This window comes from Peribacillus sp. CSMR9 (assembly GCF_033141925.1).
Lineage (GTDB): Bacteria > Bacillota > Bacilli > Bacillales > DSM-1321 > Peribacillus > Peribacillus simplex_A.
The window spans coordinates 14,262-39,004 of sequence record NZ_JAOPHO010000016.1 but is presented as its reverse complement, the minus strand read 5'-3'; the positions used below and the strand labels follow the sequence as shown (position 1 = coordinate 39,004).

The following is a 24,743-nucleotide window of genomic DNA, read 5'->3' as shown; positions in this document are numbered from 1 at the left end:
TTCTGAAAAAGGGGGAGAGTTGATGGAGGAGAATGTGCTAAAAGCGATTCAAGATGATTATCCAGATGCATTTGCATGGTGTTATGGATGTGGTCGCTTAAACAAAGATGGTCATCATTTTCGAACGGGTTGGCAAGGCGAGCAAACAAGGACAATTTATACACCACGTCCAGAGCATATCGCAATTCCAGGGTTTGTTTATGGCGGCTTGATTGCATCTTTAATTGATTGTCATGGAACAGGTTCCGCTGCTATTGCATTGCATCGTAAAAATGGTCATGAAGCTGGAGATGGAGTGGAGCCTCCCAGGTTCGTGACAGCTTCACTGAAAGTGGAGTTCGTAAAGCCAACCCCAAATGATGTGCCATTAATGGCAGTTGGGACGGTTCATGAAATTCATCCTAAGAAATGGAGAATCGAAACAGAGGTTTTTGCCATCGATAAACTTTGCGCCCGTGGAGAAGTTATCGCTGTTGTGATGCCAAGTACTTTTACAAGCAAAGAGAGATCTTAATTAATAAAACGCATTTAAAATCAGAATTAGATTTTATATCAAAGGGCCGTCCAATTATTTGGACGGTTATTTAGTGTATCTGATTATCCATTTAAAGCATGTTATCGCTATAAAGTGGCATGTAGCTGGAAATCACAAGCGAAATATCAAGATATTAATATACTTACGTTATAAGCAAAGGAGGTCGCAGAATGAAAATTAACGTAGAGATAGATAAGGAGATCAAGGCGATAGAGGTGCTTATCCGCAATCACGAATGGAATGAGGAAGTGCAGGAACTGATGGAGCGCTTGAAGGAGAGGAAAAGACCGTATTTTGTTGGTAGAAAAGAAGAAATGCAGCATGTCTTCCGGGCAGAAGAAATTATTTGTTTGTTCACAGAGCAAGATTCCATAATGGTGCGGACGAAACAGGGTACTTTCGAAATGAAAGAAAGGTTATATGAACTGGAAAGGGAACTTCCCGGTAATCAATTCGTGCGATTGTCCAAGTCAGTGATTGCCAATTTGGATGAGTTAAGCAGATTCGAGGCATCTTTCAACGGGACATTATGTGTGTATTTCCGATCAGGGGAAAAAGAATATGTTTCTCGCCACTATGTTCAAGGGATCAAGAAAGCATTTCAATGGAAAAGGAAGGGATTATGATGAAAATACTATTATTCCGCAGCTTAGTTGGGATTTGCTTTGGGGCACTCGTGATGGTGCTGACATGTTTTGGGGTGATCGCTTTTGGGGAGGCTACTTCATTGGACAGTGAAATATTTGTAAAAAACGCGATAGGCTGCATATTATGTGGCTGGTTCTTCAGCACGGCAACACTCTACTTTGAAAAGGAAAAATGGAGTTTGTTATCTCAAACCATTTTGCACTTCCTGACTGTCAGCATCCTATACTTCCTATTATCCTTCTTTGTTGGTTGGATCCCATTCAGCTTAAAAGGATTAGCTATAGGAATAGGGATTTTCATACCATTCTATATGATCATTTGGACCATATTCTATCTCTACTTCCGCTTCCAAATGAAAATATTGAATGATGGACTTGATAAAAGAAGGAATTGAGCGTGGAGTGATCAGTTAGAGCAGTGTGGAGCTGAACCGCAAGAAAATAAAGGCATTTTCATATAACCCGCCGGCTTCATGATGCTTGCATCAACTGCAGTATGCAATTGAAACAACAGTTAAAGCTGCAAAACGATTAACTTACCATTGTGAAAGAACAAGAACACCGAGAAGGATAGAGGGAACAGATGCCATGAAGATACCGTACCAACTTAAACTGAAATCCCTTATCCCTGCTCGATCTATAGCAGGTCTTTTCATTTCTTTTTTCCTGAGTTATTTCTCCATTTGCCCCCTTTGGTTTTAAATAAAGAGACACCGCTTCCTGCTGTATCGGTGCCTCTTTATAATTTATCAATTTTGTATCATTAACATTTCATCATAGATTAAGTTTTGTCTAAGCTCAGTCGCTGATTGCATGGATATTTGCTCATCTTCAACCATTTGCTGAATGATATCACGTTCGATTTGCATCGCATTCAACTGAAAATGACTCACCATCTCTTTAAAGCGATTTGCTTCTTTTTCACTTAATGTTCCGAATGGATTCAAATAACGATTATATCTTTGAATGACAAGCATGACTTCATGACGGTTCTCAGTTGTAGTTTGTTGTTTGATCAATGAAATAGCTTCCTTTGAAGCTTCTTTTTGTGCTTTACGGAACTCCCGGATCAGGTCAGCATTTTTAACGATGGAGTCCTCTAATTTCGCTTTCCATTTCTTATCCCATTTGACATTGATCTTTTTCTTGAAAAGAATGGCCTGCAAATTGATCCAAGCCCTTTTCAGCGAAGATTTTTGCATATAATTTAAGGTTCTTGAGATATATACTTTATAAAGTTCAAAGGCTGTTTCAGATATAGTCCTTTTTTCGACTAATCCAGAAACGACCTCCAATTCCTTGTTGGCACCTAGCTCAACTAAATCGCGTATTGTCCGATTATCCGGTCTATTTGTTATTCCCCGCTCCAAATCTATCAGTTGATCATTTAAATCTTCCATCACTTGATGGACAGCTTTCTGATTATCGATGGTTGCTTCTTTGCTCAGCTGATTGATCGTTTTATTTAAAACAATTTTATAAGCCTCTTCAGGGGTTAGGCGTTCATCTTTGAATTCAATCGGTGTCTTCACCAGTAATGGCAAGAGAACCGTAGCCAATATGACGCTTAACAATATAACGCAAGCTGCGATAAACAAGACAGTATTACGCATCGGGAATAAAGTGTCATCCGGCATAAAATATGGTATGGATAAAGCTGTAGCTAATGTAATGGTTCCATGAATGCCGCTAACGGATGTCAAGAAGGCAAATCGTGATCTTGAAACATTCTCCTCATCGGTGTCATGGCTATCTTCTGGATGAACCCTTGACATGATGAATTGCTCTAATGGATTCACTCTGTTTTTCGTAAAAGTATCATGCAGAATGTATACCCAAATAAAACGGATCACCAATAATAAAAGAACAATCAAAACACTTATCCCAAAAAGATTACCCCTATTTAAGCCGGACTCAATTTCCTGATAAACAATCGGCAACATGAATCCTAACAAGGCAAATACAAGTCCATTCAAAACATAACCTAATACAGACCATGTATTAGTTGATACAATTTGCAATTTAGTTGTGGAACTCTGAAGGCGGTCCCGCTCGATGCCATGAATTACACCTGCAGCAACCACTGCCAAGATGCCGGATACATGGAATTCTTCAGCTACCATATATATGGCAAAAGGCGTAATCAGTTCAATAACAATGGACATGGAGATTTCTTCAAGACCATGAACCCGTAAAAATAATCGTAATTTAACGATTAAATAACCCAATAGGATACCTATAAAGATACCGCCTAAAGCTACGAATATAAAATTAAGCGAAGCATCTTTTATAGAAAATACACCAGTTAAGGCAGCTGCCAAGGCAACTTTAAAAGCAACGATTCCAGCAGCATCATTGAAAAGTGATTCACCTTCAAGGATGGGCATCATATTTCCGGGCAATTTCAATCCTTTTGTAATCGATTGTACCGCTACGGCATCCGTAGGGGTAATCGTGGCTGCTAAAGCAAAAGCAACAGCCATGGGCATATCGGGTATTAACCAGTGGATGAAAAAACCTCCTGCAAAAACGGTCACGAATACTAACCCAAAGGCCAATAACAGAATAGGCTTACGCAATTCAAGCATTTCTTTACGGGACGTATTTTTTCCTTCTGTAAAGAGCAGCGGAGCAATGACACAGATCATGAATAATTCTGAATGAAAATCCAACGATAATTGAAATGGCAATAATGAAAGCACTGCTCCCATGACTATCTGATATATTGGAAGCGGAATACGAGGCCATATGGCATTCAAGATGGTTGCAATTATTGTGGCAACCAATAATCCGAGCAAAGCGATTAAGAATGACATAGAATCCCCCCTATCTTCTAATGTTTTACTCTGAGTGTCCATGAAACTACTATAAAAAGATAAAAATGCAGAGGTATTTTAAAGCGAATATCCATCCTTTAAAAAGTATCCCCTTCTTTATGGTCTTGCATATCTTGGTCAAAATCCATACTTAAACAGAGACAGTATTTTTCACTAATATGTAGTCTCGGTTTTTGATATACCCCTTAGTTATTAATTACAAACAGGATATCACAAGAGTTTACGGTTTATTCAATATCAGCTTATAACATAGCTTTTTAATTCTTCTAAATATAAGTTCATGCTGGAATCAGGATTTTCTGTATAAAATACCCTTAATGAAGAAACATAGAAAAATGGAGTTAGAGCGACCTGCAAAAAAATGGGGGTAACCAGCTTGATTCGTAATGTTGGCAAATTGTTAAGAAAAAAGAAAGAAAAAAAATCCCTGGTGCAAAATGATTACCTAGATTCCAAGCCTGCAGATTCACTTGATGCGAATTTCAGTCAAAATGTAGAAACACTTCGTTCTGTTTATGATAATTGTTCGGATGTCATGTTTCGCTCGTTCTTACTTTTCGGAAAAACGCGGGCGATGCTCATTTACATTGCGGGACTCTCAGACATCGAGGCGATAGAGCAATATGTGCTATCTCCACTCATGCAGGAGTCATCAAAAGAACCACAACCATTAAATGATTTTATTGAACATAAATTGCCCGTTCCTAAAGTGGTAAAAGTGAGTATGCTGGCAAATTGCATTGAATCGATTTCCTCTGGAAACCCGATCCTTCTATATGAAGGGGGAAGCGATGGATTTTCTTTAGGATTGTCCAAATGGGAAAAGCGAGCGATTGAAGAACCTGTGGCAGAGAGTGGAGTTAGGGGGTCACGAGAGGGATTTATTGAATCGCTAGAGGTAAATACGTCCCAATTGCGACGCATTATTAAAAGTCCTGCCCTTAAAATACAATCGATGAAGATCGGAACTCTTACCAGGACGAATGTTTCAATTGCTTATATTGATGGACTTGCGGATAAAACACTGATTGAAGAGATTACAACTCGGTTGGAACGAATTAAAATAGACGGTATTTTAGAAAGCGAGTACATCGAGGAAATGATTGAGGACAATCCGTTTTCACCTTTCCCTCAGATCATGTCGACAGAACGGCCGGATGTAGCCTGTTCTAGTTTGCTGGAGGGACGAGCTGTCATTCTTGTAGAAGGAACCCCTTTTACTTTAATTGCACCAATATCCTTCTTTTCTTTGATTCAATCACAAGAGGATTATGCTCAACGTTTTATGGCAGGCACTTTTATCCGTTGGTTGCGTTATTTTTTCATGTTTTTATCCCTTTTGCTCCCGTCCCTATATGTTGCCATTTTGACGTTCCATCATGAGGCGGTCCCAACCGCCCTCCTGCTAAGCGTAGCAGCATCACGGGAATCGGTCCCTTTTCCTGCAATAGTAGAGGCATTGGCTATGGAAATTACGTTTGAAGCACTAAGAGAGGCAGGGGTTCGATTGCCGAAGCAGGTAGGTTCTGCCGTCAGCATTGTTGGAGCGCTAGTGATTGGTCAAGCTTCCGTACAAGCGGGCTTGGTTTCAGCGCCAATGGTCATTGTGGTTGCAATTACGGGAATCGCTTCTTTTATGATGCCTCGTTATATTGCCGGAATTGCTTTCCGGATGCTGCGTTTTCCAATGATGCTGCTTGCCGGTACCTTAGGACTGCTTGGCATCATGATGGGGATCATCGCCATAGTCATTCACTTATGCAGCTTACGTTCCTTTGGCGTTCCATACTTAGCGCCACTGGCACCGTTAAAAGGTAAAGAGCTGAAAGATGTGCTGTGGAGAGCCCCTTGGTGGATGATGGATTCACGCCCGCGTCTCACAGGGGATTCTAATGTATACCGTCAAGCCCCGGAACAGAAACCAAATCCAAAAAGGGGGAGTGAAACGGAGTGAATAATAGCTGGAGGCGAAAAAGGATATTGGAGAAAGGAAAAAGGCGTCATTTCATGAAAAGCGTCCTTCTTTTGCTCGGTATTTGTGGAACGACCCCTTTTCTAAGCGGTTGTTGGGATCGAGTGGAAATCACTGATTTGGCGGTTGTCACAGCAGCCGCCATCGATAAGAAGGATGATAATCAAATCGAACTATCCGTCCAAGTCTTTATTCCAAGTTCAATAAGTAGCGGAGGAGGTCAAGGAGGGTCCAGTCAAGGAGGGGGTGCGGTTACGACATTGGTGAGATCTGAAAAAGGCTCCAATATTTCAGATGCATTGTCTAGGCTTCAAAGCAAGCTTCCGCGAAAAGTATTTTGGGGACATTGTAAAGTATTTGTATTCGGTGAAAAGTTAGCGAAGGAAGGAGTTCAAGAGCAGCTGGATTTTTTGCTGCGCCATCCGCAGCCAAGAGAGAAAGCAAATGTGTATGTAAGCAAAGGGAAAGCAAAGCCTATCCTTGAATCTTTGCCGCCCCTGGAAAACTATTCAGGGGAAGTGCTTAGAGAACTATCTGATTTACATATCGGGATGCTGGTTACACTACAGGATTTAGATGAAATGTTAACGGGTAAGCCTCAAGCGGCCGTAATTCCATTCATTAAAATATTACCTCCAGGGAAAGGGCAAACGAAATTACAGGGGATTCCTTACATTGTCGGATCAGCCGTGTTCAAAAAAGATAAAATGACTGGAACGCTGACTGAAAAGGAAACTAGAGGGCTATTGTGGTTAAGGGATGAAATAGAATCATATACCGTGACCTTACAACCAAAAGGTGTGAAAGGGGAGATTTCTTTAAATCCAGTGACAGCCAAAGTCAAGATCATTCCGCAAATTATCAATGACAAATGGAAATTGTTGGTGAAGGTAAATACAGAAGGAGCTGTTATACAAAATGGAACGAATTTAGACCTTTCAAGTCCAAAATCTTTAAAAATGGCAGAACGAGCCTATCAAAAAGATATAGAAAAACGCATCGAGCTGGCTTTTCTGAATACTCAGCATAAGAAATCGGACATTTTAGGGTTAGGTAAAGATTTCTATAGGAAATATCCTAAACAGTTTAATAAGGTCGAAAACCACTGGGAGGAGATATTCGCGGAAATGGAAGTGGAAATCGATGTTATGGCCTATATTCGAAGACAGGGCTATATTAACAAACCGGCAGGTTTATCTGAAAATGAGGTGAAGGACAAGTGAGATGGGGGACTTTTTTGTGTACAACCGTGATTGTAATTCTAATCATTTTGTATGAATGGCCGAAAATGAAAAAAAATCCTAAAAAAGATAAAGTGGCATTTGTTACACTGCTCCTCACTGGCTTGGTTCTGTCCATGTTCAATCTCCCACAGATGTCAGGGCCCACTCAATGGGTGGAGACTCTTTTCAGACCATTTGCAGAGTTTATGGAAAAGTGAGTTTATTAGTGGGTGTTGCGGGATTAATTTCATTCTATTAAGAAAGGAGGAAGCAGATGGAGAAAGGGAAAATTTCATCTCTGCAGATGGCATTCATGTTGTATCCGGCGATTGTGGCAACGGCTATTCTCGGTGTTCCCAGCATCACAGCGAAATATGCCAAAACTGATTTATGGCTCTCCCCCATTTTTGCTGCGCTCATAGGGTATTTGACGGTGTATATCGCTTATAAACTGCACCAACTTTATCCAAAACAAACGGTGATCCAATTCACTGAAAAGATCATTGGTCGGATTCTGGGGAAAATTTTCGGTTTTTTACTCTTGTTTTTTTATATCCAGAACACGGGGCTAATCCTTAGATCCTACGCAGAATTTGTTGTCGGCTCTTTTCTGGTACGTACCCCGATTAGTGTGATCATGATATCGATGGTGATTCTGTGTGCGTTCATCGTACGCGGGGGAATAGAAGTGTTGGGGCGAGCTGCTGAATTGTTTGTACCTGTTTTCATTTTTCCAATCTTTATCTTAATCCTCTTGCTGATTCCTGATCTCGAATTTAAGAATATATTCCCGGTATTGGGGGATGGTATAATGCCCCCAATCAAGGGTGCGATTGTACCGGGTGGATGGTTCAGCGAGTTTTTCCTGATCATTTTTCTTCTCCCTTTCTTGGCAGATATGAAAAAAGGGATGAAATCAGGGATGATGACTGTGTTTACCGTGATGATGACGTTAATTGTGGTGAATCTTATGGTTCTATTTGTACTTGGGTCAACCACATCCACAAAACTTTACCCCCTGATGAATGTATCTCGATACATCAGTTTGGCCGACTTTTTTGAACATGTAGAGTCCGCCGTCATGGCGGTATGGATAGTGGGGGCGTTTGTGAAAATTTCCGTTTTTTATTATGTATCTGCTTTAGGTACAGCGCAGTGGCTGAATCTCTCCGACTATCGTCCTGTTGTATGGCCGATAGGGATCTTGATTGTCATATTCAGTTTGTGGTCGTTGCCTAGCTCTATGGATGTCAGTCGTAATGATACTAACGTCTTCCCTTTACAAGGAATTTTGATGCAAACGATTATTCCTCTGTTATTGTTGGTGATTGCTGTTGTAAGGAAAAGAAATCGTAAAGGAACCGAAACCAGCTAACTGGGCATTTTTTATGCTAAATATCCTATCAAAAAGGTGCTATCTATGTTCGTACTCGCGCAGAGGGCAGGACTAACTGAATGGATTGCATCTCTTTTTTTAGCCCTTTGAAGAGTTTATGAAAAAGTAAATCTATCAGTGGGCTACGTGATTCCAAATTTACTTACCATCACAGAAAGGAGGAAGATGATGGAGAAAGGTAAAATTTCATCTCTACAGATGGCATTCTTGATGTATCCAACGATTGTGGCAACGGCTGTTCTCGGTGTTCCAAGCATCACAGCGAAATATGCCAAAACTGATTTATGGCTTTCCCCCATTTTGGCGTCTCTCATCGGGTATGCGACGGTGTATATCACTTATAAACTGCACAAACTTTATCCAAAACAAACGGTTATCCAATTCAGTGAACATATCATAGGTCGGATTCCGGGGAAAATTCTCGGTTTTTTATTCTTGTTTTTTTATATCCCGATCACAGGGCAAATCCTAAGAAGTTACGGAGAATTTATTGTCGACTCTTTTCTGGTCAAAACCCCGATTAGCGTGATCATGGCATCGATGGTACTCCTCTGTGCCTTTATCGTACGCGGAGGGATAGAGGTGATGGGGAGAGCTGCCCAATTGTTGGTTCCTGTTTTTATCTTTCCAATCCTCATTTTAATCGTCCTACTGGGCCCAGATCTTGAATTTAAGAATATATTCCCGATATTGGGGAATGGAATTATGCCTCCAATCAAGGGTTCGATTGTACCGGGTGGATGGTTCAGCGAGTTTTTTTTGATGATTTTTCTCCTCCCTTTTTTAACCGATATGAAAAAAGGGATGAAATCCGGGATGATGTCTGTTTTTGCCGTGATGATGACGTTGATTGTGGTGAATCTTCTGGTTCTTTTTATACTCGGGTCAACAACAGCCACAAAGAATTATCCCGTGATGAATGTATCTCGGTACATCAGTTTGGCGGACTTTTTTGAACATTTGGAGTCCGCCATCATGGCCGTATGGATAGTAGGAGCGTTTGTCAAAATTTCCGTGTTTTATTATGCGGCTGCTTTAGGTACCGCGCAGTGGCTGAATCTCTCCGACTATCGTCCTGTTGTATGGCCGATAGGGATATTGATTGTAGAATTCAGCTATTGGTCGTATCCTAGCTCTATGGATGTCAGTCGATATGATATCATCGCCTTCCCTTTTCAAGGAATTTTGATGCAAACGATTATACCTCTGTTATTGTTGGTGATTGCTGTGATTGGGAAAAGAAAAATACAGAAAAAGGGAAGCAATTCAAGCTAACCTTTTCTTCCAATTCTTTGATTTAAGATGCTTGAAAAAAGTATGGGCAAGAAAATAGGCAAAAGGAGCTCTATCTTAATGTTAAAACAAAGTTGATTGGAACGAAAGGTTCGAGACTCCTGCTTAGAAAAGCGCTTCCATCGGAGAACCCGCAGGCGCATGGCGCCGAGGGCTCTATGTTCCAATCAACGGCAAAATTTTAAAAATCTTATAAAAATTATAGAAAGACTCAATCATTATGGAGTTTGTCTACAGTCTGCAACCATTCCGTTTTCGAATGGTTTTTTTGTTGAGTGAAAAACTTAAAAACTGGAGATCATCAGATGTAATTTGCAGCAAGTTAAAAATAATTAACAATCTTTTTCAAACCGTTTTGAGGTTTGTCCCGTTATCTATAGTACAAAGGTTTTTTTAGAAAGGAGAGAAGAAAGACGTGAAGAAAAAGGTCATTTTTGTTGGGTGGATATCATTGATGTTAGTCCTTGTAGGATTTTCACCTGAAATGGATTCGAAACCGGGGCAAGCAGTCAACGATGTCGTAAAAGTATACGGTCCAGGTGGCCCTCTTGGACCAATCAAGGAAGTAGCGGAGCAATTCACCAATGAAACGGGAATAAAAGTTGAGGTAACAGCGGGACCCGAAGAAAAATGGATTGATCAAGCCAAGCAGGATGCCGATATCATTTACGGAGGTTCTGAGTATATGCTAACTGATTTCATGCTTAATCATCCAGGTATCATTAATGAAAAAAGCCGTACTGAATTGTACTCGAGGGCGGCTGGAATTCTGGTTAGAAAAGGAAACCCAAAGAATATACAGTCATTGGAGGATTTAACGAAGAAGGGCGTAAAGATTGTGGATGTTAATGGAGCCGGGCAACTGGGGCTATGGGAAGATTTGGCGGGAAGAAAAGGACTTATTCCTGGAATTAGCAGGAATATTGCCATTTCAGTGAAGTCCAGTGCAGAAGCTATCGAGCTATGGAAGGCAAATTCTAAATTCGACGCTTGGATAACATATGAATCCTGGCATTACCGTCTATCGGATGTGACAGACCTGGTTCAACTCCCTGAGGAAGACAAGCTATATAGGGGAACTCCGGTAAGCATAACAAGTAAGAGCGAAAACAAGAAAAAAGCAAAACAATTCATTGACTATCTTAAAACGGAAGAATCCCATCAAGTATTTCAAAAATGGGGATGGAAGTAAAATTTATGAGGAGTGAGAGTATATGAAAAAGTGGTTGGTATTTTCAGTTTTTATGATGGTCCTAGTTTTGACGGCGTGTGGAAATGAAGCTGATGATTCACCCAAAAAGGATCAAGTTGTTAGTGGTACTGCCGATGAAAAAGCAGTAACCCTAAAATTAATGGAAAGTGAAACAACAGGCGAATACTTGGCTGATTCCAAGGGAATGACACTTTATTTTTTCAAGAATGATAAATCCGGTAAAAGCAATTGCGCGGATGAATGTCTGGAGAAATGGCCGCCGTTCATGGAAAGGGATTTTGCTGTTCCAAAAGGATTTGAGGAAAAAGATTTTGGAACCATTAAAAGGGAAGATACAGGAGAAGAACAGGTAACGTACAAAGGATTTCCACTCTACTATTTTGTGAATGATAAGGCAGCGGGAGATGTCAATGGTGAAGGAGTGAAAAATGTTTGGTATATTGTAAATAATGAGACGGTTTTTCCAAAATAAGAAAAAAAGGGACGATCACTGGTGATCGTTCCTGTTGTTCGTTTTCCAAATTTACTTGGTGAGGAGTTGCAGGTGCGATTGAAAGAAAAACTTGATAAGGAATTGATGGCATTAGTAATGAAAAAGCATCGTCCTGCCCTGGAAGAACTTTATGACCGGCATATTAAATTAATCTATGGTTTTATTTTTAAATTCACAAATGGAAATGCTGAAAAAACTAAGGAGATTGTGCAGTTGGTCTTTTTAAAGCTCTGGACCACAAAAAGCAGCTACAATTCCGAAAAGGGGCACTTTTTAAGCTGGCTTTTGACGGTTACACGAAATGTGTGTGTCGATTATGTGCGTAAAGACAGTGTTCATATCCGGAATAACAAACATATGGACATGAGTCATCCAATTGACATAGAAGATCCGAATAATGATATAGAAAATGGGCTATTACACAGTGAAATTGCCAATGCAAAAAGTAAGTTAAGCAAGCCGCAAAAAAGGCTGATTGATTTACTGTATTGGAAAGGGTACTCGTTAACGGAAATTGCCAAAATTGAAAATGAACCGGTTGGTACCATCAAGAGCAGACTTCATCAGTCGCTTAAATTGTTGAAAAAGCATTTGGAAGTAGGTGGTTTGTAAATGAATACAAAATGCGCTAACCTGCTTTCATTTTTATCGGGTGAACTGGGGGAAAAAGAAAAAAAGGCATTCACGGAACACTTAATTCACTGCTCTGAATGCACTAGGGAGTATGAACAAATGACGGAAGCCTGGAATTCATTGAAATGGGATTTTGAGGAAATAGAACCTTCTTCTTCCATGAAATCAGAGGTTATGAATTTTGTCTTTGAGACTGATGATGAAGTTCCAGTGACAAAGGAAAAGAAATGGAGTGGTTTTTTCCTTAAGCAGTTTACACCTGTAACTTCAGGTATCTTGCTGGCCACTCTAGTGTTGTCATTTGTGCTGTTGTATTCCAATATTCAACTAAAAAAAGAACTTACAGCCATCAATCTGCCAATGGAGGTTAAAACGTCACTATCTTTGCAGCCTGCTGATAAGACAGCTATAAAGATGAATACGGACGGTGCTGCATACATTTTGCAGCAAGGTGAAGAAAGAAGGTTAATCGTTCAGATTCAGAATTTGCCTAGCCTTCAAGAGTCCGAGGTGTATCAGGTATGGTTGCTGAAAGATGGAAAACGGACAAATGCAGGAACCTTCAAGCCTGATGAAGCAGGCACAGGATCGTTGACATACAAACTGTCCATTAATGATCAATTCAATCAAATTGGCATCACAAAAGAACCAGATTCAAATAGTACAAAGCCGAGAGGTGATAAAATAGTTGGATCTTCATAAAAATAAGAGACTTGCCCGCAAAGGGGAAGTCTCTTATTTTCTGTTCGTACCTGAATTTAATAGCTAAGTGAAATATGAATTGGAATATAAGTGTTTACCATTCACTATCGATCACTAGCAACGAATAACCAGCATGTTTCGGTTGGGGGCAAATGGACTTGTTTAAGGTAAGACAAATATTGTCCTTTCATGATACCTATTTATTCATTAAATCCCAACAGTACTCCCGGATCAATGCCGAAGCTTTCGTTTGACTGATAGAGAGGTCCTTCGCGACTTTCCTTGATGATTTGTATGTTTGGTAAGATTTCCTGATCAATATCCGTTTCGTTTCATCAAGTGCTTTATCGAGAGAAGTGGGGAGATCAGCCATTCATTTAATTCAAAATATGGGTGAAACAGAACTAGCTACTGCAGTTTCGACCGATGTGACATCTGCATTGTTTAAATTTTTTGATTATTTTCCGATGACTACATTTTTAAGTATTCTAGCTATGGTACTCGTACTGGTATTCTTTATCACATCCGCCAACTCAGCTGTTTTTGTGTTAGGGATGTTTAGCGAAAATGGAAATCCAAATCCATCCCATTCAATAAAAATGATATGGGGAGCTGTCATTGCGGCAATTTCTATTGTATTGATCATGACTGGTGGTCTGGCAGGTTTGCAATCCGCACTTGTTGCAACCGCGGTTCCTTTGGCGGTGCTAATGCTCGTCATGTGTTATTCTACATATAAAGGTCTTAAAGCGGAAATAGGTCTAACAATGGGAAAACAAAATAAAGAACCTGAACAAAAAGCGCCCCTTCCTAAAAAAGAGGCTTTATAAACAGGTGTTGTGTCATCGGTCGAATAATGGACACTATTAAAGAGTGTCCTTATTCGGCTTTTCTATGTTTGGAAGAAGTTATTCTTCGTTAGGCTTCTATTCATAGGAATAGTAATACAGATGATGATTTTAAACAGTTCAGTATGAATACAGGAGGCAGCGATGAAATACGAGATTATCTTATTTGATGTTGATGATACATTGCTAGACTTTAGAATATCGGAAAAAAAGGCACTGCATGAAGCCTTTTTGGAGTTCGGTTTGCCCACAGGGGCAAAGGATTATGTGGTAGGCTATCAAGAAATCAGTAGAGGATTATGGAGAGATCTGGAACAGGGACTTATTGATTTAACTGAACTGGGAGTGGAAAGGTTTAAGCGGTTATTCCTTAAGCATGGTCTTGATATCCATGCGGATTCATTCAGCCGTGCGTATCTGGGATATTTGGGAAAGGAAATACATCTAATGCCAGGGGCTGTAGAGGTTTGCGAGAAGCTTAAAGGATGCCGGCTGGCTATTATAACAAATGGCTTTACGTCAGTGCAGACAGCAAGAATCGGGGGTTCTCCTCTTAGCCATACTTTTGAGCATTTGATAGCTTCCCAAGAGGCTGGGTTTCAGAAGCCTGATAAAGGGATTTTTGATTATGCATTTTCCAAGTTAAAGATCACAGATAAATCGAAAGCGTTGATGGTGGGTGACTCCTTGACATCAGATATACAGGGTGGATTGAATTATGGAATTGACACCTGCTGGTACAATCCCCATCAAAAGGATAATAATCTGGGAATCAAGCCAACCTATGAAATCCGTAAGCTGACTGATCTTTTAGGGATTATAGGAAGTAAGCAAGTTTAGAGAGTTATCTGCGTTCTAAAAAACAGAGGCCGCTTGTCCAAGTGATATGACATGCAGCCTTTGTTTTTATTTATGCCAAGGATTTTAGAATCAGTTCAAATCCAGCTCATTGGGTTTAAGAGTTTGATCCGTTTCGATCATTCTACTGGAATGCGGTAATAGCAGACAGAGTGCTAGGGAGATTACGAGGCCTGTCATCATGAATCCGCCAAATACCAAAGGGGATGGGCCATATGATTCCGCCATGGTGGTCCAGATGAGGGGACCGAAACCTGCAATGGCTGCCGCGACCTGATATCCGACGGATAATCCGGTATAACGGACCTTTGCTGGAAAGAGCTCTGAGAATAATGTTCCTTGTGTAGAAAAAATGGCTCCCCAGACGACTCCGAGTACAATTGCCTGCATAAAATAGAACCAGCCGACCCCTTGCCCAATCATTGTGAAATATGGGATAGCCAAGATGAAAAGGAGAATCAGGCCCCCAAAATAAATAATTTTTCGACCGATAAAATCAGAAATGTAACCAATGACTGGAATGGTAACTAGCATTGTAGCACATCCAACCGTTAAAGCGGTCAAGGCGGAATCTCGTGAATAACCGAAATACATTGTAGTAAAGACGAGAACATAGGACATGATGAATACATTGAAGAACCCGTCCCCAATTTTTAATCCGATTACTTGCAGCACACTTCTCCAATCGTGTTTCAACGTTTCAATAATGGGAACTTTCGCAAGATCACCGCTATCTTTCTGTTGCTGGAACTCCGTCGTTTCCTCAATTCCACTCCTTACCCAGATTGCCAATGCAATCAGTACACCGCTTAAAAGGAAAGGAATTCGCCAACCCCAAGCTAAAAATTGGGCATCGGTTGTCAAGGAACTTATAAGGGTTAGGCTGAACGAACCGGCAACTAAACCGATGGGTACCCCTAGTTGGGGAATGGATCCATATAACCCACGGACACCCTTTGGAGCAGATTCCGTTGCCAATAGGATGGCTCCGCCCCATTCACCTCCCAGGGAAATTCCTTGAATCAACCTCAGCACCACCAAGATAGCGGGTGCCGCCAAACCAACCTGGGCATAAGTGGGCAGAACACCGATAAGCATTGAACTCCCGCCCATGCCAATTAGTGTAAACATGAGTGCTGCCTTCCGGCCGATGCGATCACCCATATGACCGAAGAGGATGCTCCCGATTGGACGGGCTGCGTAACCTGCCCCGAAAGTGACAAAGGCGAGAAGAAGTGAAATGGCAGGATCATGATTGGGGAAGAATAGAGTTGTAAAAACTAAGCCCGTTGCTGTCCCGTATAAATAAAAATCATACCACTCGATAACGGAACCGGCTAAACTAGCGAAAAGAACTCGACTTTTTTTCATGGATAATGCTCCTTTAATGCATAGTTTTACTCAAAAATGGTTTCATAAATAAAGCACTTACATTGAATGAACAAAATCGCTGGTTAGAAATATAAGTAAAAAACTGGATTATTTAGATTATTTTAGAGGGGTTATCCATCACAGTCAATATATTTCTGATTTTTCAGAAAAAATGAAGCAATTAACTTAGCTCTTATTAGCTGTATTCGAATATAATTAATTCTAAAGTAATGGAAATAAACAAATTCAGACCTTAACGGATAAAATGGTGAAGCCAAAGTAAGGGGAAATTTTTAACTAAAGATGAGAAGAACATTCACTTAAAATCATTTAGTATTTTTTATGTATAGAAGAGTGGCAAAGTGGAAATCATGTGGATAAGGAAATAAAAAAGCGGAAAGGATAAGATTTCAATAAATAATAATAATCTCCAAGTTACTTAGTATAATAGAAAAAAGGTTAAGGAGTTGGTTTCGTATGGAGAAGCAATTGCCAGGAACATCGCTGGAACCTGAAGAGATGGCTGAATTGGTTTTGAAAAAGGCCCTTAGTGATTATCGGAAAGCACAAATTGAAAAAGAAATCGATGATTCATTGAAGAATCATGATAAGGATGAGTTCATACGTTTAACTGAAATATTGAAGGGCATTTCATGAAATTTTGCACACTGTAAAAAAGACAAGTAGCTTTGAAATAAAAGAAAAGAAAAGCTCATGCGCACATAGAAGCCAGTGCAGCTTGATAATATAAATATGATGAAGATGAAATTTTATTTAATCTGAAACATAAGTAAATAGGAATCTATAGTATTATAATATTTTACATTGTAAGCGCTTTCTTGTGTAATCATGATAATCAAATAAAGAAAACGATGGAGAGAAGATATTGTAAGTGCGCCAATGACTGGAGTCACAGGTAGTGGAGGCTGAGGCTGGAAGATATATGCATCAGGATAGAATGCTAAAAGGGGGAGAAGATATGAAAAAGAATGGAGTGTCGTTAGCTGAATTTATTCAGGAGGATCGATTCGAGCTCAACTCCTACATTACTTCTTTATTTAATAAACTGAATGACTATGTTCCCAAAAGCATTAAAGATAAAAAGTAAATGAATGTAAAAAATGAATCGGGAAATTATGCATGGCTTCCTGATTCATTTTTATTTTTTTGCATTTCCAGTTTTAAGTCCGTGTCCTTAAGTCAAAGCCTCATTAAACTCATTAAAAGGCTTAAAGAAATCTCTAAAGTGACTGCGTGGAATATCTTATTTCTCAACTATCGCATCGGATAGGGATGCGGAATGGTTGCCGTTTACATACAATAGCTTACCTTCACTAAAATTCAGGCTCCCATTATGGGTGCCTCTTTTTTTGATGTATTCAGCTTCGATTAGGATATGTAATTCTTATTCTGTTGATATAGTAAAATATCTTTTGTTTTTTAGGCGGAACCGTTGAAATGAAAAAATTCGTTCTGATATATGTATTCAAGATTAATCCAATCATAAAAACCTGATATTCAGCAATAATGTCCTGATATATCTAAAAAAAGAAAAAGGAAAAATACAGAAACAACCGGAGCAACGGGATTAACTGGGCGACAGGATCAACAACAGGGCAACTGGAACAATTGTTGTTGGTTCGAGGTTGATTTTAAAGGGTGCTTCGCCTATTCGCAGCTCCATATTATCAATAGCAGTCTTAATTTCTAATTATAATAATGATGTGGGTGTTAATTTATCAGCAGAGAATACAATCTCAATCTCCTTCATGTATTTGATTTAGAGGCCACAGTTGTCTTTACAGGAGGAGCAGCAGGAGCCTCACTGACGATTATTCGTTGAATTAATTTAAGCCTGCAAATCTTACTTAAAAAGATATTTGTGGATCCCATTCATCTTGAATGTGGATTTTTTTATTGATTGTTTGTATTATAGCTTTTTTATTGTTATTGGGTTTATGGCAACTGGCATATAAGGTTTCAAAAGCGCACTTAGCTTGAATGGCATTTCATTACTAAAGGCTAAGGACCACCATCTATCGTGTCTAGGGGATTTTAATCCAGATGAATTTAAAAATACTTTTTGTATTTCTTTAATTTATAGATGACCGTTGGCTGACTGATGCCCAAATGGTCTGCCATTTCATAGGTGGTTTTACATTGTTTCCATGCTTTAGCAATCAGTTGCATTTCAACCTTTTCCAGTGTCTTCTTTAAATCGAAATTCTCTTCACATTCTTTTTCGATTGCCAAGAAAGTGGAGTCTTCGGGCTTTTCTATTTGCCCTGTGATGGATTGCGGAAGGTGTTCGGGAAATATATTTGGCACTTCAATGGTCAGGATTAACCGTTCAATTAGGTTTTCTAATTCTCGTATATTCCCGGGCCAATTATAATGGGTCAAAACTTCATAAGTCGATGGATGGATTTTTTTGAATTTCTGGTATTTATCATTCGTTTTCTTTAAATGATGTTGTATTAAGAGAGGTATATCTTCTTTACGTTCATGCAAAGCCGGAATTTGGATGGGAATCACATTCAAACGATAAAATAAGTCTAATCTAAATTTACCTTGACTAACCATCCCCTTCAGATCTTGATTAGTTGCTGCAACAAGGCGGAAGTTAATATAGTTTTCTTTTTTTCCGCCGATACGCTTTATCTTTTTTTCCTGTAATACTTTCAGTAATTTAGCTTGCATGGCAAGTGGGAGTTCCCCGATTTCATCTAAGAAAAGAGTTCCGCTGTCAGCCTGCTCAACCAGGCCTTGCCTTCCTTGTTTATCTGCCCCTGTAAATGATCCCGGCTCATAGCCGAATATTTCGGATTCAAACAAACTATCAGGTATCGTGCTGCAATTCACTTCGATAAAAGGTTCTTTCTTTCGGTTGCTTTGGTCATGAACAGCACGGGCAAAAGTGCTTTTCCCTACCCCGGATGGTCCTAATAAGAGAATCGTGGCATCGGTTTTTGCAACATTATGGATCGTTTTTAAAATCTGCTTCGTTTCATTACTTCTAGCGATCATATCATGGTAATCCAGTTCCTTTTCTCTTAAATCCTCGACTTCGGTTTGATAGCCTTTTACTTTTCGTTGTAATTGCTCAAATTGATCTTGCAATTGCAGAATCTCGGTTTGATCCTGGCCATAGCTGATTACCCTAACGAGAAGTCCGTCCTTATTAAAAATGGGATAGCCAGTCGACATGACAACATGACCTGTTTTTGTATGTTGCATTATACGCTTCGCTTTTTTTTCTTTTAAAACAATCGCATTGATGGATGGTGTGAGAAGGCCCTCACTTTCTAATTGATAGACAGAGGTACCGATATAAGAATCACTTTCCATACCATAAATCTCCCAAAGCTTTGGATTGGAATATAAAATGATTCCATCTTGATCGGTAATGAGGATGTTATTATTCGATGTTTCAATGATCTTATTAAGTTCTTCCTCCAGCATATCGTCATACATGAGTTCCGCTCCTTTGGGATGTTGATTAATTAAAATATAAATCAAAAAGTCAGAATAATCAAAAATTAAATCAAAAAATAAGAAAATGATTAAGTCTTTGATCATTTGATGAAACAGAATATCGAAAAGCCTTATAAACCGCAGCGAAATAGTTGGCGTGAATCTTGCTTATGTAAAAGGTAAGAAGAGAACTTCCAAACAAGGGTGTTATATATTTCCATTCTATTAGTGTAAAAAAGATGGAAGTTCATTTAACATCATGAAATTGCAATGTAGTGAAAATAATAGTTGAAATTTAGGAGGATGTTACATGATGAAGTATCAACCGAAAGACTCATTCAAATCACCCCGTTTTTGCGGAGTACGTACGTTTATGCGGCTTCCATTTGTTGAACAGGTAGATGAACATATGGATTTTGTCATTACGGGAATTCCTTTTGATTCCGGGCAATCATTCAGAACGGGTGCGAGATTCGGACCAGAAGCCATTCGCGATTTTTCAATCCTTTTACGCCCTTATAATCCAGAACAAGATATAAATATTTTTGATTTTATATCAGGAATTGATTATGGGGATATTCCGATCATTCCCGGTTATATCTCTGAAACATATAAAAAGATCGAAGAAGAGCTTACCCCCGTCATTGAAAAAGGGATCATCCCCATTTCATTAGGAGGCGATCATTCTATTACTCTAGGGGAGTTACGCGCAATCGTAAAAAAGCATGGACCAGTGGCCTTGCTTCAATTCGATGCTCACTCCGATACTTGGGATAGTTATTTTGATCAAAAGTATAATCACGGAACGGTTTTTCGCCGGGCAATAGAAGAGGGTCTCATCGATGTATCGCGATCTCTTCAAATTGGAATGAGGGGTGGTCTTTACGGACCGGAAGATCTTCAGGATGCCCAGGATTTAGGTTTGGGGGTTTATACGACGAACGATTATAAACGCATCGGGGTCCAAAAGATGCTAGAGGTCATTCATGAACGTGTCGCGAAGGGCCCGGTGTTTTTATCTTTTGACATTGATTTTTTAGATCCCGTCTATGCCCCTGGAACGGGGACCCCGGAGGTTTCAGGGGCCAGCATTGATGATGCTTTAGCCTTTGTAAGAGGATTGACGAATATAGATTTTGTGGGATTCGATCTTGTTGAGGTTTTACCATCATATGATCACGGACAAATCACGGCTGCCGCCGCAGCTAATATTGTCTATGAATTCATCACACTCATCGCTCTCGCAAAAAAAGGTAAACTGGAGAAAAAAGAGAGAACGGGAGATCTGGAAACGCAGCTTAACAACTAGTTCTCTCATATAAATTGAAGGGAGGAACGGTGAAATCCAATCCTTCCCTCTTTAAACACAAAGCGATATAAAACAAAACAACCCCAAAAGGAGATGTGTACATGCATATTTTGGATATATCGATCATGATTCTATATTTTTCTGTTTTAATCATTGTGGGAGTAATCGGATCCAAACGGGCAAAAACGGCAGATGATTTCATTGTAGCAGGGCGTAATCTAGGGCATTTTATGTATTTATCCTGTTTAGCTGCTGTGATATTAGGGGGGGCTTCCACTCTAGGTACAGCAAAGTTAGGTTATCAGTTTGGGATATCCGGTATTTGGCTAGTGGTGATGATTGGACTCGGCATTATCGCTATCGGGTTGTTTTTAACAAATAAGATATTTGATTTAAAAGTACTGACGATCAGTGAAATGCTTGAGAAGCGTTACAATTCTCAAACAAGATTGATTAGTGCCCTTGTCTCTGTTATCTATACTTTCATGCTGACTGTAACGCAAGTGATTGGGATGGGGACGATATTACATGTTTTGGCTGGCTGGAATTTAACGGTTTCCATGATAGTCGGGGGTGGGATCGTTTTATTTTATACAATATTAGGAGGTATGTGGTCAGTCACCATGACTGATGTCGTGCAATTCGTCATCATGACGATCGGTATTTTCTTTATCATGCTTCCATTGAGCATCTCTAAGGCAGGAGGGTGGGAATCGCTTAAAGAAAATCTCCCTGCATCCCATTTCGAGTTAGGCAACATTGGCGGAGAGACAATTTTTCAATACTTCTTACTATTTACTTTAGGGGTTGTTGTTGGCCAAGATATCTGGCAGCGTCTTTTTACTGCACGAACCAAAGCGATATCTCGTGGCGGAACGGTTGGAGCGGGAATATATAGTGTTTTTTATGCGATAGCAATCAGTATCATTGGAATGTGCGCTTTTATTATCCTTCCTAATTTAGGAAATCCACAAAACGCTTTTACTAGTATAGCGATGGAAACTTTGCCTCCTGGTCTATTGGGGGTCGTCATTGCGAGTGTGGTATCTGCCCTTATGTCCACAGCATCAGGGACATTGCTTGCTTCTTCCACTTTAGTTGTTAATGACATCATTAAAAAATATATCGGTCCAGGAATGAGTGAACGTCAATTTTTAAAAACATCCCGGATTACGACTTTAACGATTGGTGTATTGACCATTATCGTTTCGATATGGATTCAGGATATTTTAGTTGCATTGGACGTAGCTTACGCAATTTTATCTGGTGCTGTGTTCTTTCCAATCATCCTTGGATTCTTTTGGAAGAGGGTAACGGCTACAGCCGCATTTTACTCCATCCTGGCCAGCATGGTCGTTATTATTGTTGGATTAGTGATAAATGGACCATCCTCCACTCAACCAATTCTGTACGGGCTCGCTACTAGTTTTGTCGTCATTACTACATTTACTTTCCTAAGTTCGAAAAATCATCTCGAGAACAAAAGCGAGGAAATGCAAGATGTTAAGGGTAAAGCTGACATGGACACCATGGCTAATTGATGGTTCACCAAAAAAACAGAAAAAGAATCAAGGAGGAACGAAAAATGACAAAGACAATTTCCCTTCAACCCGCAACATTCAATACAATGGAAGAAGAGCGCAATCACCGGAAAGAACGGTTGGCAGCTTCATTCAGGCTTTTTTCAAAGTTTGGTTTCGATGAAGGGATAGCTGGCCATATTACGGTCCGTGATCCAAAATATACAGACCATTTCTGGGTCAATCCGTTTGGGATGCATTTTAGTCAAATTTCCGTTTCAGATCTTATATTGGTTAATCATAAAGGTGATATTGTAGAGGGTGAACATTCAGTGAATGGTGCTGCCTTTGCCATCCATTCGGAAATTCATAAAGCACGACCGGATGCAGTTGCAGCGGCACATGCTCATTCGGTCTATGGAAAGACATGGTCTTCTTTAGGGAGACTGTTAGATCCGATTACGCAAGATGCCTGCCAATTTTACAATGACCATGCATTATTTGATGATTTTACTGGTGTGGTTTATGCATCTGAAGAAGGGAAACGCATTGCCAGGGCTCTAGGTCAATACAAAGCTGTCATCCTCCGCAACCATGGATTGTTAACGGTGGGCCAATCTGTAGATTCAGCTGCTTGGTGGTTCATAACGATGGAACGTTCATGTCAAGCACAGATAATGGCTGAATCTGTAGGCAAGCCCATTTTTATAGAACAGGAGTATGCAAAGTTAACTGCAGAACAAACGGGAACTGAATATGAGGGATGGCTGAGTTTTCAGCCTCTTTGGGATAGAATTAGAGAAGAGCAACCGGATTGCTTGAAGTGATCATAAAGCACGGGGATAGACACGAAACATGAAACGGATTGCTTTCATCAAAGAGGGAAAAAGGGATTGCAGGTTCTTGAGGAGGTTTAATAATGTCCGATTCTAAGAAAACAGCACCTTCACTTTATATCAGGGTCGATATACCGGAGAAATACATCAATGAGTTTAAGGAGATTTGTTCTGAAGTTGTTATCGAACCATGGGAATTCGGCGAAACTGAACCGCAGCCAACAGTAGATCTATCAAAGTTTGATATCCTTTATACGCTGGGACTTCATGATAATCTTAGCATTTTAAAAAAAGCTCCAAAAATTAAATGGGTACATTCAGACAGTGCGGGAGTGGAGGCCATGCTGAATGAAGACATCAAAAAAAGCGATGTCATCATCACTAATGTCAAAGGCTGCTCATCTGTCCCGATAGCCGAGCATACAATTGCGATGCTATCTTCGTTAGCAAGGGGTGTGCCGACAATGATCAGAAATCAAATAAACAAAAATTGGGTTGAAATCCCTGTGAAAGACCTTGAGAATTCAACAGTCGGGATAATTGGGTATGGTGATATTGGCTTTGAGATAGCAAAGAGATGTAAAGGACTAGGAATGACCGTTATTGGCTGCCGCAGAAATCCCGCCCAGAGGAAGGAAGAATATGAACCTGCTGATTTGATAATGGGGATGGATCAAGTGGATGAGGTCCTTTCTAGGTCCGATTTTGTAGTCTTGGCACTCCCGTTTACAAAAGATACTTCTTATTTTTTAAATGAAGAACGCATAAATAAAATGAAAAAAGGCAGCCATTTAATTAATGTCGGCCGTGGTAATACGATTGTGGATGAAGATTTAATTGAATCATTGAAAAATGGGCACATAGCAGGAGCGGCGCTCGATGTGTTTGAAGTAGAACCTTTACCTGAGGATCACCCTTTCTGGCAGCTGGAAAATGTCATGGTATCCCCACATAATGCTTACAACTCTGCCAAACATCTAGATCGTGTAATGGAGTTATTCCTGAAAAATTTAAAGCTGTTTTCTGACGGTAAGCCGCTCAAGAACGTTGTGGAAAAAGGACTGGGTTATTAACAGGAATGGGTTATGAAAAAGAAGCTCTCAACGAATGGGAACTTTCAAACTTTCAATGATATGAATGGAGTAGGAGGGCAGACCTTGATTGGGGTTTGCTTTTTTTTTGAATAAAAGGTGCTGCCTTCATGTTTTTCTTGTATAGGACAATCTCTGATCAGGAAAAGCTGGATGTAAGGAGGCGGTGTGAATGGGTACTTTCGAAGTTATTTCCCTAATGCTAAGCTTTGGCATGTTTGTAATTGCTATTCTTGGTTTCAAAAATCATGACAGGAATCCTTGAAGATAACGATATGTTTATGATAAGCCAGGCCGCTGTGTTTGATAATGGAAGCGTTTTAAAAAATACCGGGATTTAATAGAAGGTATGATTTCCTCGAACTTGCAGAGAACACCGAGTATAAGGTGTTCTTTTTGTTGTATAAGTATTTCACATGAGTTCATAAGCAAACATTGGCAGTCATCTTTGACAAAACAATAATATACAAGTATAGTCCTAATGGACCGGTT

The 24,743-nt window shown here is 39.8% G+C and carries 25 protein-coding genes; 21 read left to right on the top strand and 4 right to left on the bottom strand.

Annotated features, from left to right (window positions below; genetic code table 11):
• The first annotated feature begins 22 nt into the window (after positions 1-22).
• The 3 genes from N9I19_RS10270 (at position 23) to N9I19_RS10260 (ending at position 1,577) form a co-directional block, all read left to right on the top strand.
• Positions 23-514: a PaaI family thioesterase gene (locus N9I19_RS10270; protein WP_317777723.1), complete on the top strand. Its 492-nt coding sequence runs from the start codon at positions 23-25 to the stop codon at positions 512-514.
• A gap of 191 nt (positions 515-705) precedes the next feature.
• Positions 706-1,161 (top strand): LytTR family DNA-binding domain-containing protein, encoded by a 456-nt coding sequence (locus tag N9I19_RS10265; protein ID WP_317777722.1) that lies wholly within the window; start codon positions 706-708, stop codon positions 1,159-1,161.
• A complete protein-coding gene (locus N9I19_RS10260; protein WP_317777721.1) occupies positions 1,161-1,577 on the top strand; it encodes a DUF3021 domain-containing protein in 417 nt (138 codons plus the stop codon). Before N9I19_RS10265 ends, N9I19_RS10260 begins: the two co-directional genes overlap by 1 nt.
• Positions 1,578-1,931: 354 nt before the next feature.
• Here the strand turns inward: N9I19_RS10260 and N9I19_RS10255 are convergent, their stop codons facing one another.
• Positions 1,932-3,998 carry a Na+/H+ antiporter gene (locus N9I19_RS10255; RefSeq protein ID WP_317777720.1) on the bottom strand — a complete coding sequence of 689 codons (2,067 nt, stop codon included), beginning with the start codon at positions 3,996-3,998 and terminating at the stop codon, positions 1,932-1,934.
• 382 nt (positions 3,999-4,380) lie between these two features.
• On the opposite strand from N9I19_RS10255, the gene N9I19_RS10250 reads away from it, so the two are divergent.
• The 9 genes from N9I19_RS10250 to N9I19_RS10210 all read left to right on the top strand — a co-directional run bounded on the left by N9I19_RS10250 (position 4,381) and on the right by N9I19_RS10210 (position 12,944).
• Positions 4,381-5,973, top strand: a complete 1,593-nt coding sequence (locus tag N9I19_RS10250) for a spore germination protein (protein ID WP_061461793.1) — start codon at positions 4,381-4,383, stop codon at positions 5,971-5,973.
• Positions 5,970-7,214, top strand: a complete 1,245-nt coding sequence (locus N9I19_RS10245; RefSeq protein ID WP_317777719.1) for a Ger(x)C family spore germination protein — start codon at positions 5,970-5,972, stop codon at positions 7,212-7,214. Before N9I19_RS10250 ends, N9I19_RS10245 begins: the two co-directional genes overlap by 4 nt.
• Before the next feature lie 14 nt (positions 7,215-7,228).
• Positions 7,229-7,432, top strand: coding sequence for a hypothetical protein (locus N9I19_RS10240; protein WP_250211754.1), 204 nt, complete (start codon positions 7,229-7,231; stop codon positions 7,430-7,432).
• Positions 7,433-7,488: 56 nt separating this feature from the next.
• Positions 7,489-8,589 carry a GerAB/ArcD/ProY family transporter gene (locus N9I19_RS10235; protein ID WP_289320968.1) on the top strand — a complete coding sequence of 367 codons (1,101 nt, stop codon included), beginning with the start codon at positions 7,489-7,491 and terminating at the stop codon, positions 8,587-8,589.
• Positions 8,590-8,778: 189 nt separating this feature from the next.
• Positions 8,779-9,885: a GerAB/ArcD/ProY family transporter gene (locus tag N9I19_RS10230; RefSeq protein WP_317777718.1), complete on the top strand. Its 1,107-nt coding sequence runs from the start codon at positions 8,779-8,781 to the stop codon at positions 9,883-9,885.
• Between the two features lie 433 nt (positions 9,886-10,318).
• Positions 10,319-11,095 carry an extracellular solute-binding protein gene (locus tag N9I19_RS10225; RefSeq protein ID WP_289320966.1) on the top strand — a complete coding sequence of 259 codons (777 nt, stop codon included), beginning with the start codon at positions 10,319-10,321 and terminating at the stop codon, positions 11,093-11,095.
• Between the two features lie 22 nt (positions 11,096-11,117).
• Positions 11,118-11,588 (top strand): COG4315 family predicted lipoprotein, encoded by a 471-nt coding sequence (locus N9I19_RS10220; RefSeq protein WP_317777717.1) that lies wholly within the window; start codon positions 11,118-11,120, stop codon positions 11,586-11,588.
• A 78-nt stretch (positions 11,589-11,666) separates the two neighbouring features.
• Positions 11,667-12,221 (top strand): RNA polymerase sigma factor, encoded by a 555-nt coding sequence (locus tag N9I19_RS10215; protein ID WP_061465967.1) that lies wholly within the window; start codon positions 11,667-11,669, stop codon positions 12,219-12,221.
• Entirely contained in the window at positions 12,222-12,944 is a 723-nt protein-coding gene (locus tag N9I19_RS10210) for an anti-sigma factor domain-containing protein (RefSeq protein WP_317777716.1), read from the top strand. It abuts the gene before it with no gap.
• A 196-nt stretch (positions 12,945-13,140) separates the two neighbouring features.
• On the opposite strand, the gene N9I19_RS10205 is transcribed toward N9I19_RS10210, so the two are convergent.
• Entirely contained in the window at positions 13,141-13,317 is a 177-nt protein-coding gene (locus N9I19_RS10205) for a hypothetical protein (RefSeq protein WP_317777715.1), read from the bottom strand.
• Here N9I19_RS10205 and N9I19_RS10200 point away from each other — a divergent pair.
• Together N9I19_RS10200 and N9I19_RS10195 are read left to right on the top strand one after the other, a co-directional pair.
• Positions 13,301-13,774, top strand: coding sequence for a BCCT family transporter (locus N9I19_RS10200; RefSeq protein WP_317777714.1), 474 nt, complete (start codon positions 13,301-13,303; stop codon positions 13,772-13,774). The genes N9I19_RS10205 and N9I19_RS10200 overlap by 17 nt on opposite strands.
• A 162-nt stretch (positions 13,775-13,936) precedes the next feature.
• Complete coding sequence (locus N9I19_RS10195; protein WP_317777713.1) at positions 13,937-14,632, top strand: YjjG family noncanonical pyrimidine nucleotidase; 696 nt, start codon at positions 13,937-13,939, stop codon at positions 14,630-14,632.
• Between the two features lie 90 nt (positions 14,633-14,722).
• Here the strand turns inward: N9I19_RS10195 and N9I19_RS10190 are convergent, their stop codons facing one another.
• On the bottom strand, positions 14,723-16,021 hold the full coding sequence (locus N9I19_RS10190; RefSeq protein ID WP_317777712.1) for an MFS transporter: 1,299 nt from the start codon (positions 16,019-16,021) through the stop codon (positions 14,723-14,725).
• Between the two features lie 477 nt (positions 16,022-16,498).
• Between N9I19_RS10190 and N9I19_RS10185 the strand changes: the two genes are divergently transcribed.
• Both N9I19_RS10185 and N9I19_RS10180 read left to right on the top strand, forming a co-directional pair.
• On the top strand, positions 16,499-16,678 hold the full coding sequence (locus N9I19_RS10185) for an IDEAL domain-containing protein (protein ID WP_089363541.1): 180 nt from the start codon (positions 16,499-16,501) through the stop codon (positions 16,676-16,678).
• A 322-nt stretch (positions 16,679-17,000) separates the two neighbouring features.
• Positions 17,001-17,129, top strand: a complete 129-nt coding sequence (locus N9I19_RS10180; RefSeq protein ID WP_260398923.1) for a hypothetical protein — start codon at positions 17,001-17,003, stop codon at positions 17,127-17,129.
• A 962-nt stretch (positions 17,130-18,091) separates the two neighbouring features.
• Here N9I19_RS10180 and N9I19_RS10175 read toward each other — a convergent pair.
• Positions 18,092-19,495, bottom strand: coding sequence for a sigma-54 interaction domain-containing protein (locus tag N9I19_RS10175; protein ID WP_317777711.1), 1,404 nt, complete (start codon positions 19,493-19,495; stop codon positions 18,092-18,094).
• A gap of 310 nt (positions 19,496-19,805) precedes the next feature.
• Here N9I19_RS10175 and speB point away from each other — a divergent pair, with 310 nt between their 5' ends.
• The 5 genes from speB (at position 19,806) to N9I19_RS25225 (ending at position 24,516) form a co-directional block, all read left to right on the top strand.
• Positions 19,806-20,804, top strand: coding sequence for an agmatinase (speB, locus tag N9I19_RS10170; RefSeq protein WP_089363554.1), 999 nt, complete (start codon positions 19,806-19,808; stop codon positions 20,802-20,804).
• Positions 20,805-20,905: 101 nt separating this feature from the next.
• Positions 20,906-22,345, top strand: coding sequence for a sodium:solute symporter family protein (locus N9I19_RS10165; RefSeq protein WP_317777710.1), 1,440 nt, complete (start codon positions 20,906-20,908; stop codon positions 22,343-22,345).
• A complete protein-coding gene (locus N9I19_RS10160) occupies positions 22,345-23,151 on the top strand; it encodes a class II aldolase/adducin family protein (RefSeq protein WP_081108695.1) in 807 nt (268 codons plus the stop codon). Before N9I19_RS10165 ends, N9I19_RS10160 begins: the two co-directional genes overlap by 1 nt.
• A 92-nt stretch (positions 23,152-23,243) precedes the next feature.
• On the top strand, positions 23,244-24,233 hold the full coding sequence (locus tag N9I19_RS10155) for a D-2-hydroxyacid dehydrogenase (protein WP_317777709.1): 990 nt from the start codon (positions 23,244-23,246) through the stop codon (positions 24,231-24,233).
• A 190-nt stretch (positions 24,234-24,423) separates the two neighbouring features.
• Entirely contained in the window at positions 24,424-24,516 is a 93-nt protein-coding gene (locus N9I19_RS25225) for a putative holin-like toxin (protein WP_289320953.1), read from the top strand.
• The last annotated feature ends 227 nt before the right edge of the window (positions 24,517-24,743 follow it).

Excerpts from the sequence above, each read along its gene's own strand:
- N9I19_RS10270 (WP_317777723.1), top strand. The coding sequence starts at position 23 with ATGGAGGAGAATGTGCTAAAAGCGATTCAAGATGATTATCCAGATGCA.
- N9I19_RS10265 (WP_317777722.1), top strand. The coding sequence starts at position 706 with ATGAAAATTAACGTAGAGATAGATAAGGAGATCAAGGCGATAGAGGTG.
- N9I19_RS10260 (WP_317777721.1), top strand. The coding sequence starts at position 1,161 with ATGAAAATACTATTATTCCGCAGCTTAGTTGGGATTTGCTTTGGGGCA.
- N9I19_RS10255 (WP_317777720.1), bottom strand. The coding sequence starts at position 3,998 with ATGTCATTCTTAATCGCTTTGCTCGGATTATTGGTTGCCACAATAATT.
- N9I19_RS10250 (WP_061461793.1), top strand. The coding sequence starts at position 4,381 with ATGGGGGTAACCAGCTTGATTCGTAATGTTGGCAAATTGTTAAGAAAA.
- N9I19_RS10235 (WP_289320968.1), top strand. The coding sequence starts at position 7,489 with ATGGAGAAAGGGAAAATTTCATCTCTGCAGATGGCATTCATGTTGTAT.
- N9I19_RS10230 (WP_317777718.1), top strand. The coding sequence starts at position 8,779 with ATGGAGAAAGGTAAAATTTCATCTCTACAGATGGCATTCTTGATGTAT.
- N9I19_RS10220 (WP_317777717.1), top strand. The coding sequence starts at position 11,118 with ATGAAAAAGTGGTTGGTATTTTCAGTTTTTATGATGGTCCTAGTTTTG.
- N9I19_RS10210 (WP_317777716.1), top strand. The coding sequence starts at position 12,222 with ATGAATACAAAATGCGCTAACCTGCTTTCATTTTTATCGGGTGAACTG.
- N9I19_RS10205 (WP_317777715.1), bottom strand. The coding sequence starts at position 13,317 with ATGGCTGATCTCCCCACTTCTCTCGATAAAGCACTTGATGAAACGAAA.
- N9I19_RS10195 (WP_317777713.1), top strand. The coding sequence starts at position 13,937 with ATGAAATACGAGATTATCTTATTTGATGTTGATGATACATTGCTAGAC.
- N9I19_RS10190 (WP_317777712.1), bottom strand. The coding sequence starts at position 16,021 with ATGAAAAAAAGTCGAGTTCTTTTCGCTAGTTTAGCCGGTTCCGTTATC.
- N9I19_RS10185 (WP_089363541.1), top strand. The coding sequence starts at position 16,499 with ATGGAGAAGCAATTGCCAGGAACATCGCTGGAACCTGAAGAGATGGCT.
- N9I19_RS10180 (WP_260398923.1), top strand. The coding sequence starts at position 17,001 with ATGAAAAAGAATGGAGTGTCGTTAGCTGAATTTATTCAGGAGGATCGA.
- N9I19_RS10175 (WP_317777711.1), bottom strand. The coding sequence starts at position 19,495 with ATGTATGACGATATGCTGGAGGAAGAACTTAATAAGATCATTGAAACA.
- speB (WP_089363554.1), top strand. The coding sequence starts at position 19,806 with ATGATGAAGTATCAACCGAAAGACTCATTCAAATCACCCCGTTTTTGC.
- N9I19_RS10165 (WP_317777710.1), top strand. The coding sequence starts at position 20,906 with ATGCATATTTTGGATATATCGATCATGATTCTATATTTTTCTGTTTTA.
- N9I19_RS10160 (WP_081108695.1), top strand. The coding sequence starts at position 22,345 with ATGGTTCACCAAAAAAACAGAAAAAGAATCAAGGAGGAACGAAAAATG.
- N9I19_RS10155 (WP_317777709.1), top strand. The coding sequence starts at position 23,244 with ATGTCCGATTCTAAGAAAACAGCACCTTCACTTTATATCAGGGTCGAT.
- N9I19_RS25225 (WP_289320953.1), top strand. The coding sequence starts at position 24,424 with ATGGGTACTTTCGAAGTTATTTCCCTAATGCTAAGCTTTGGCATGTTT.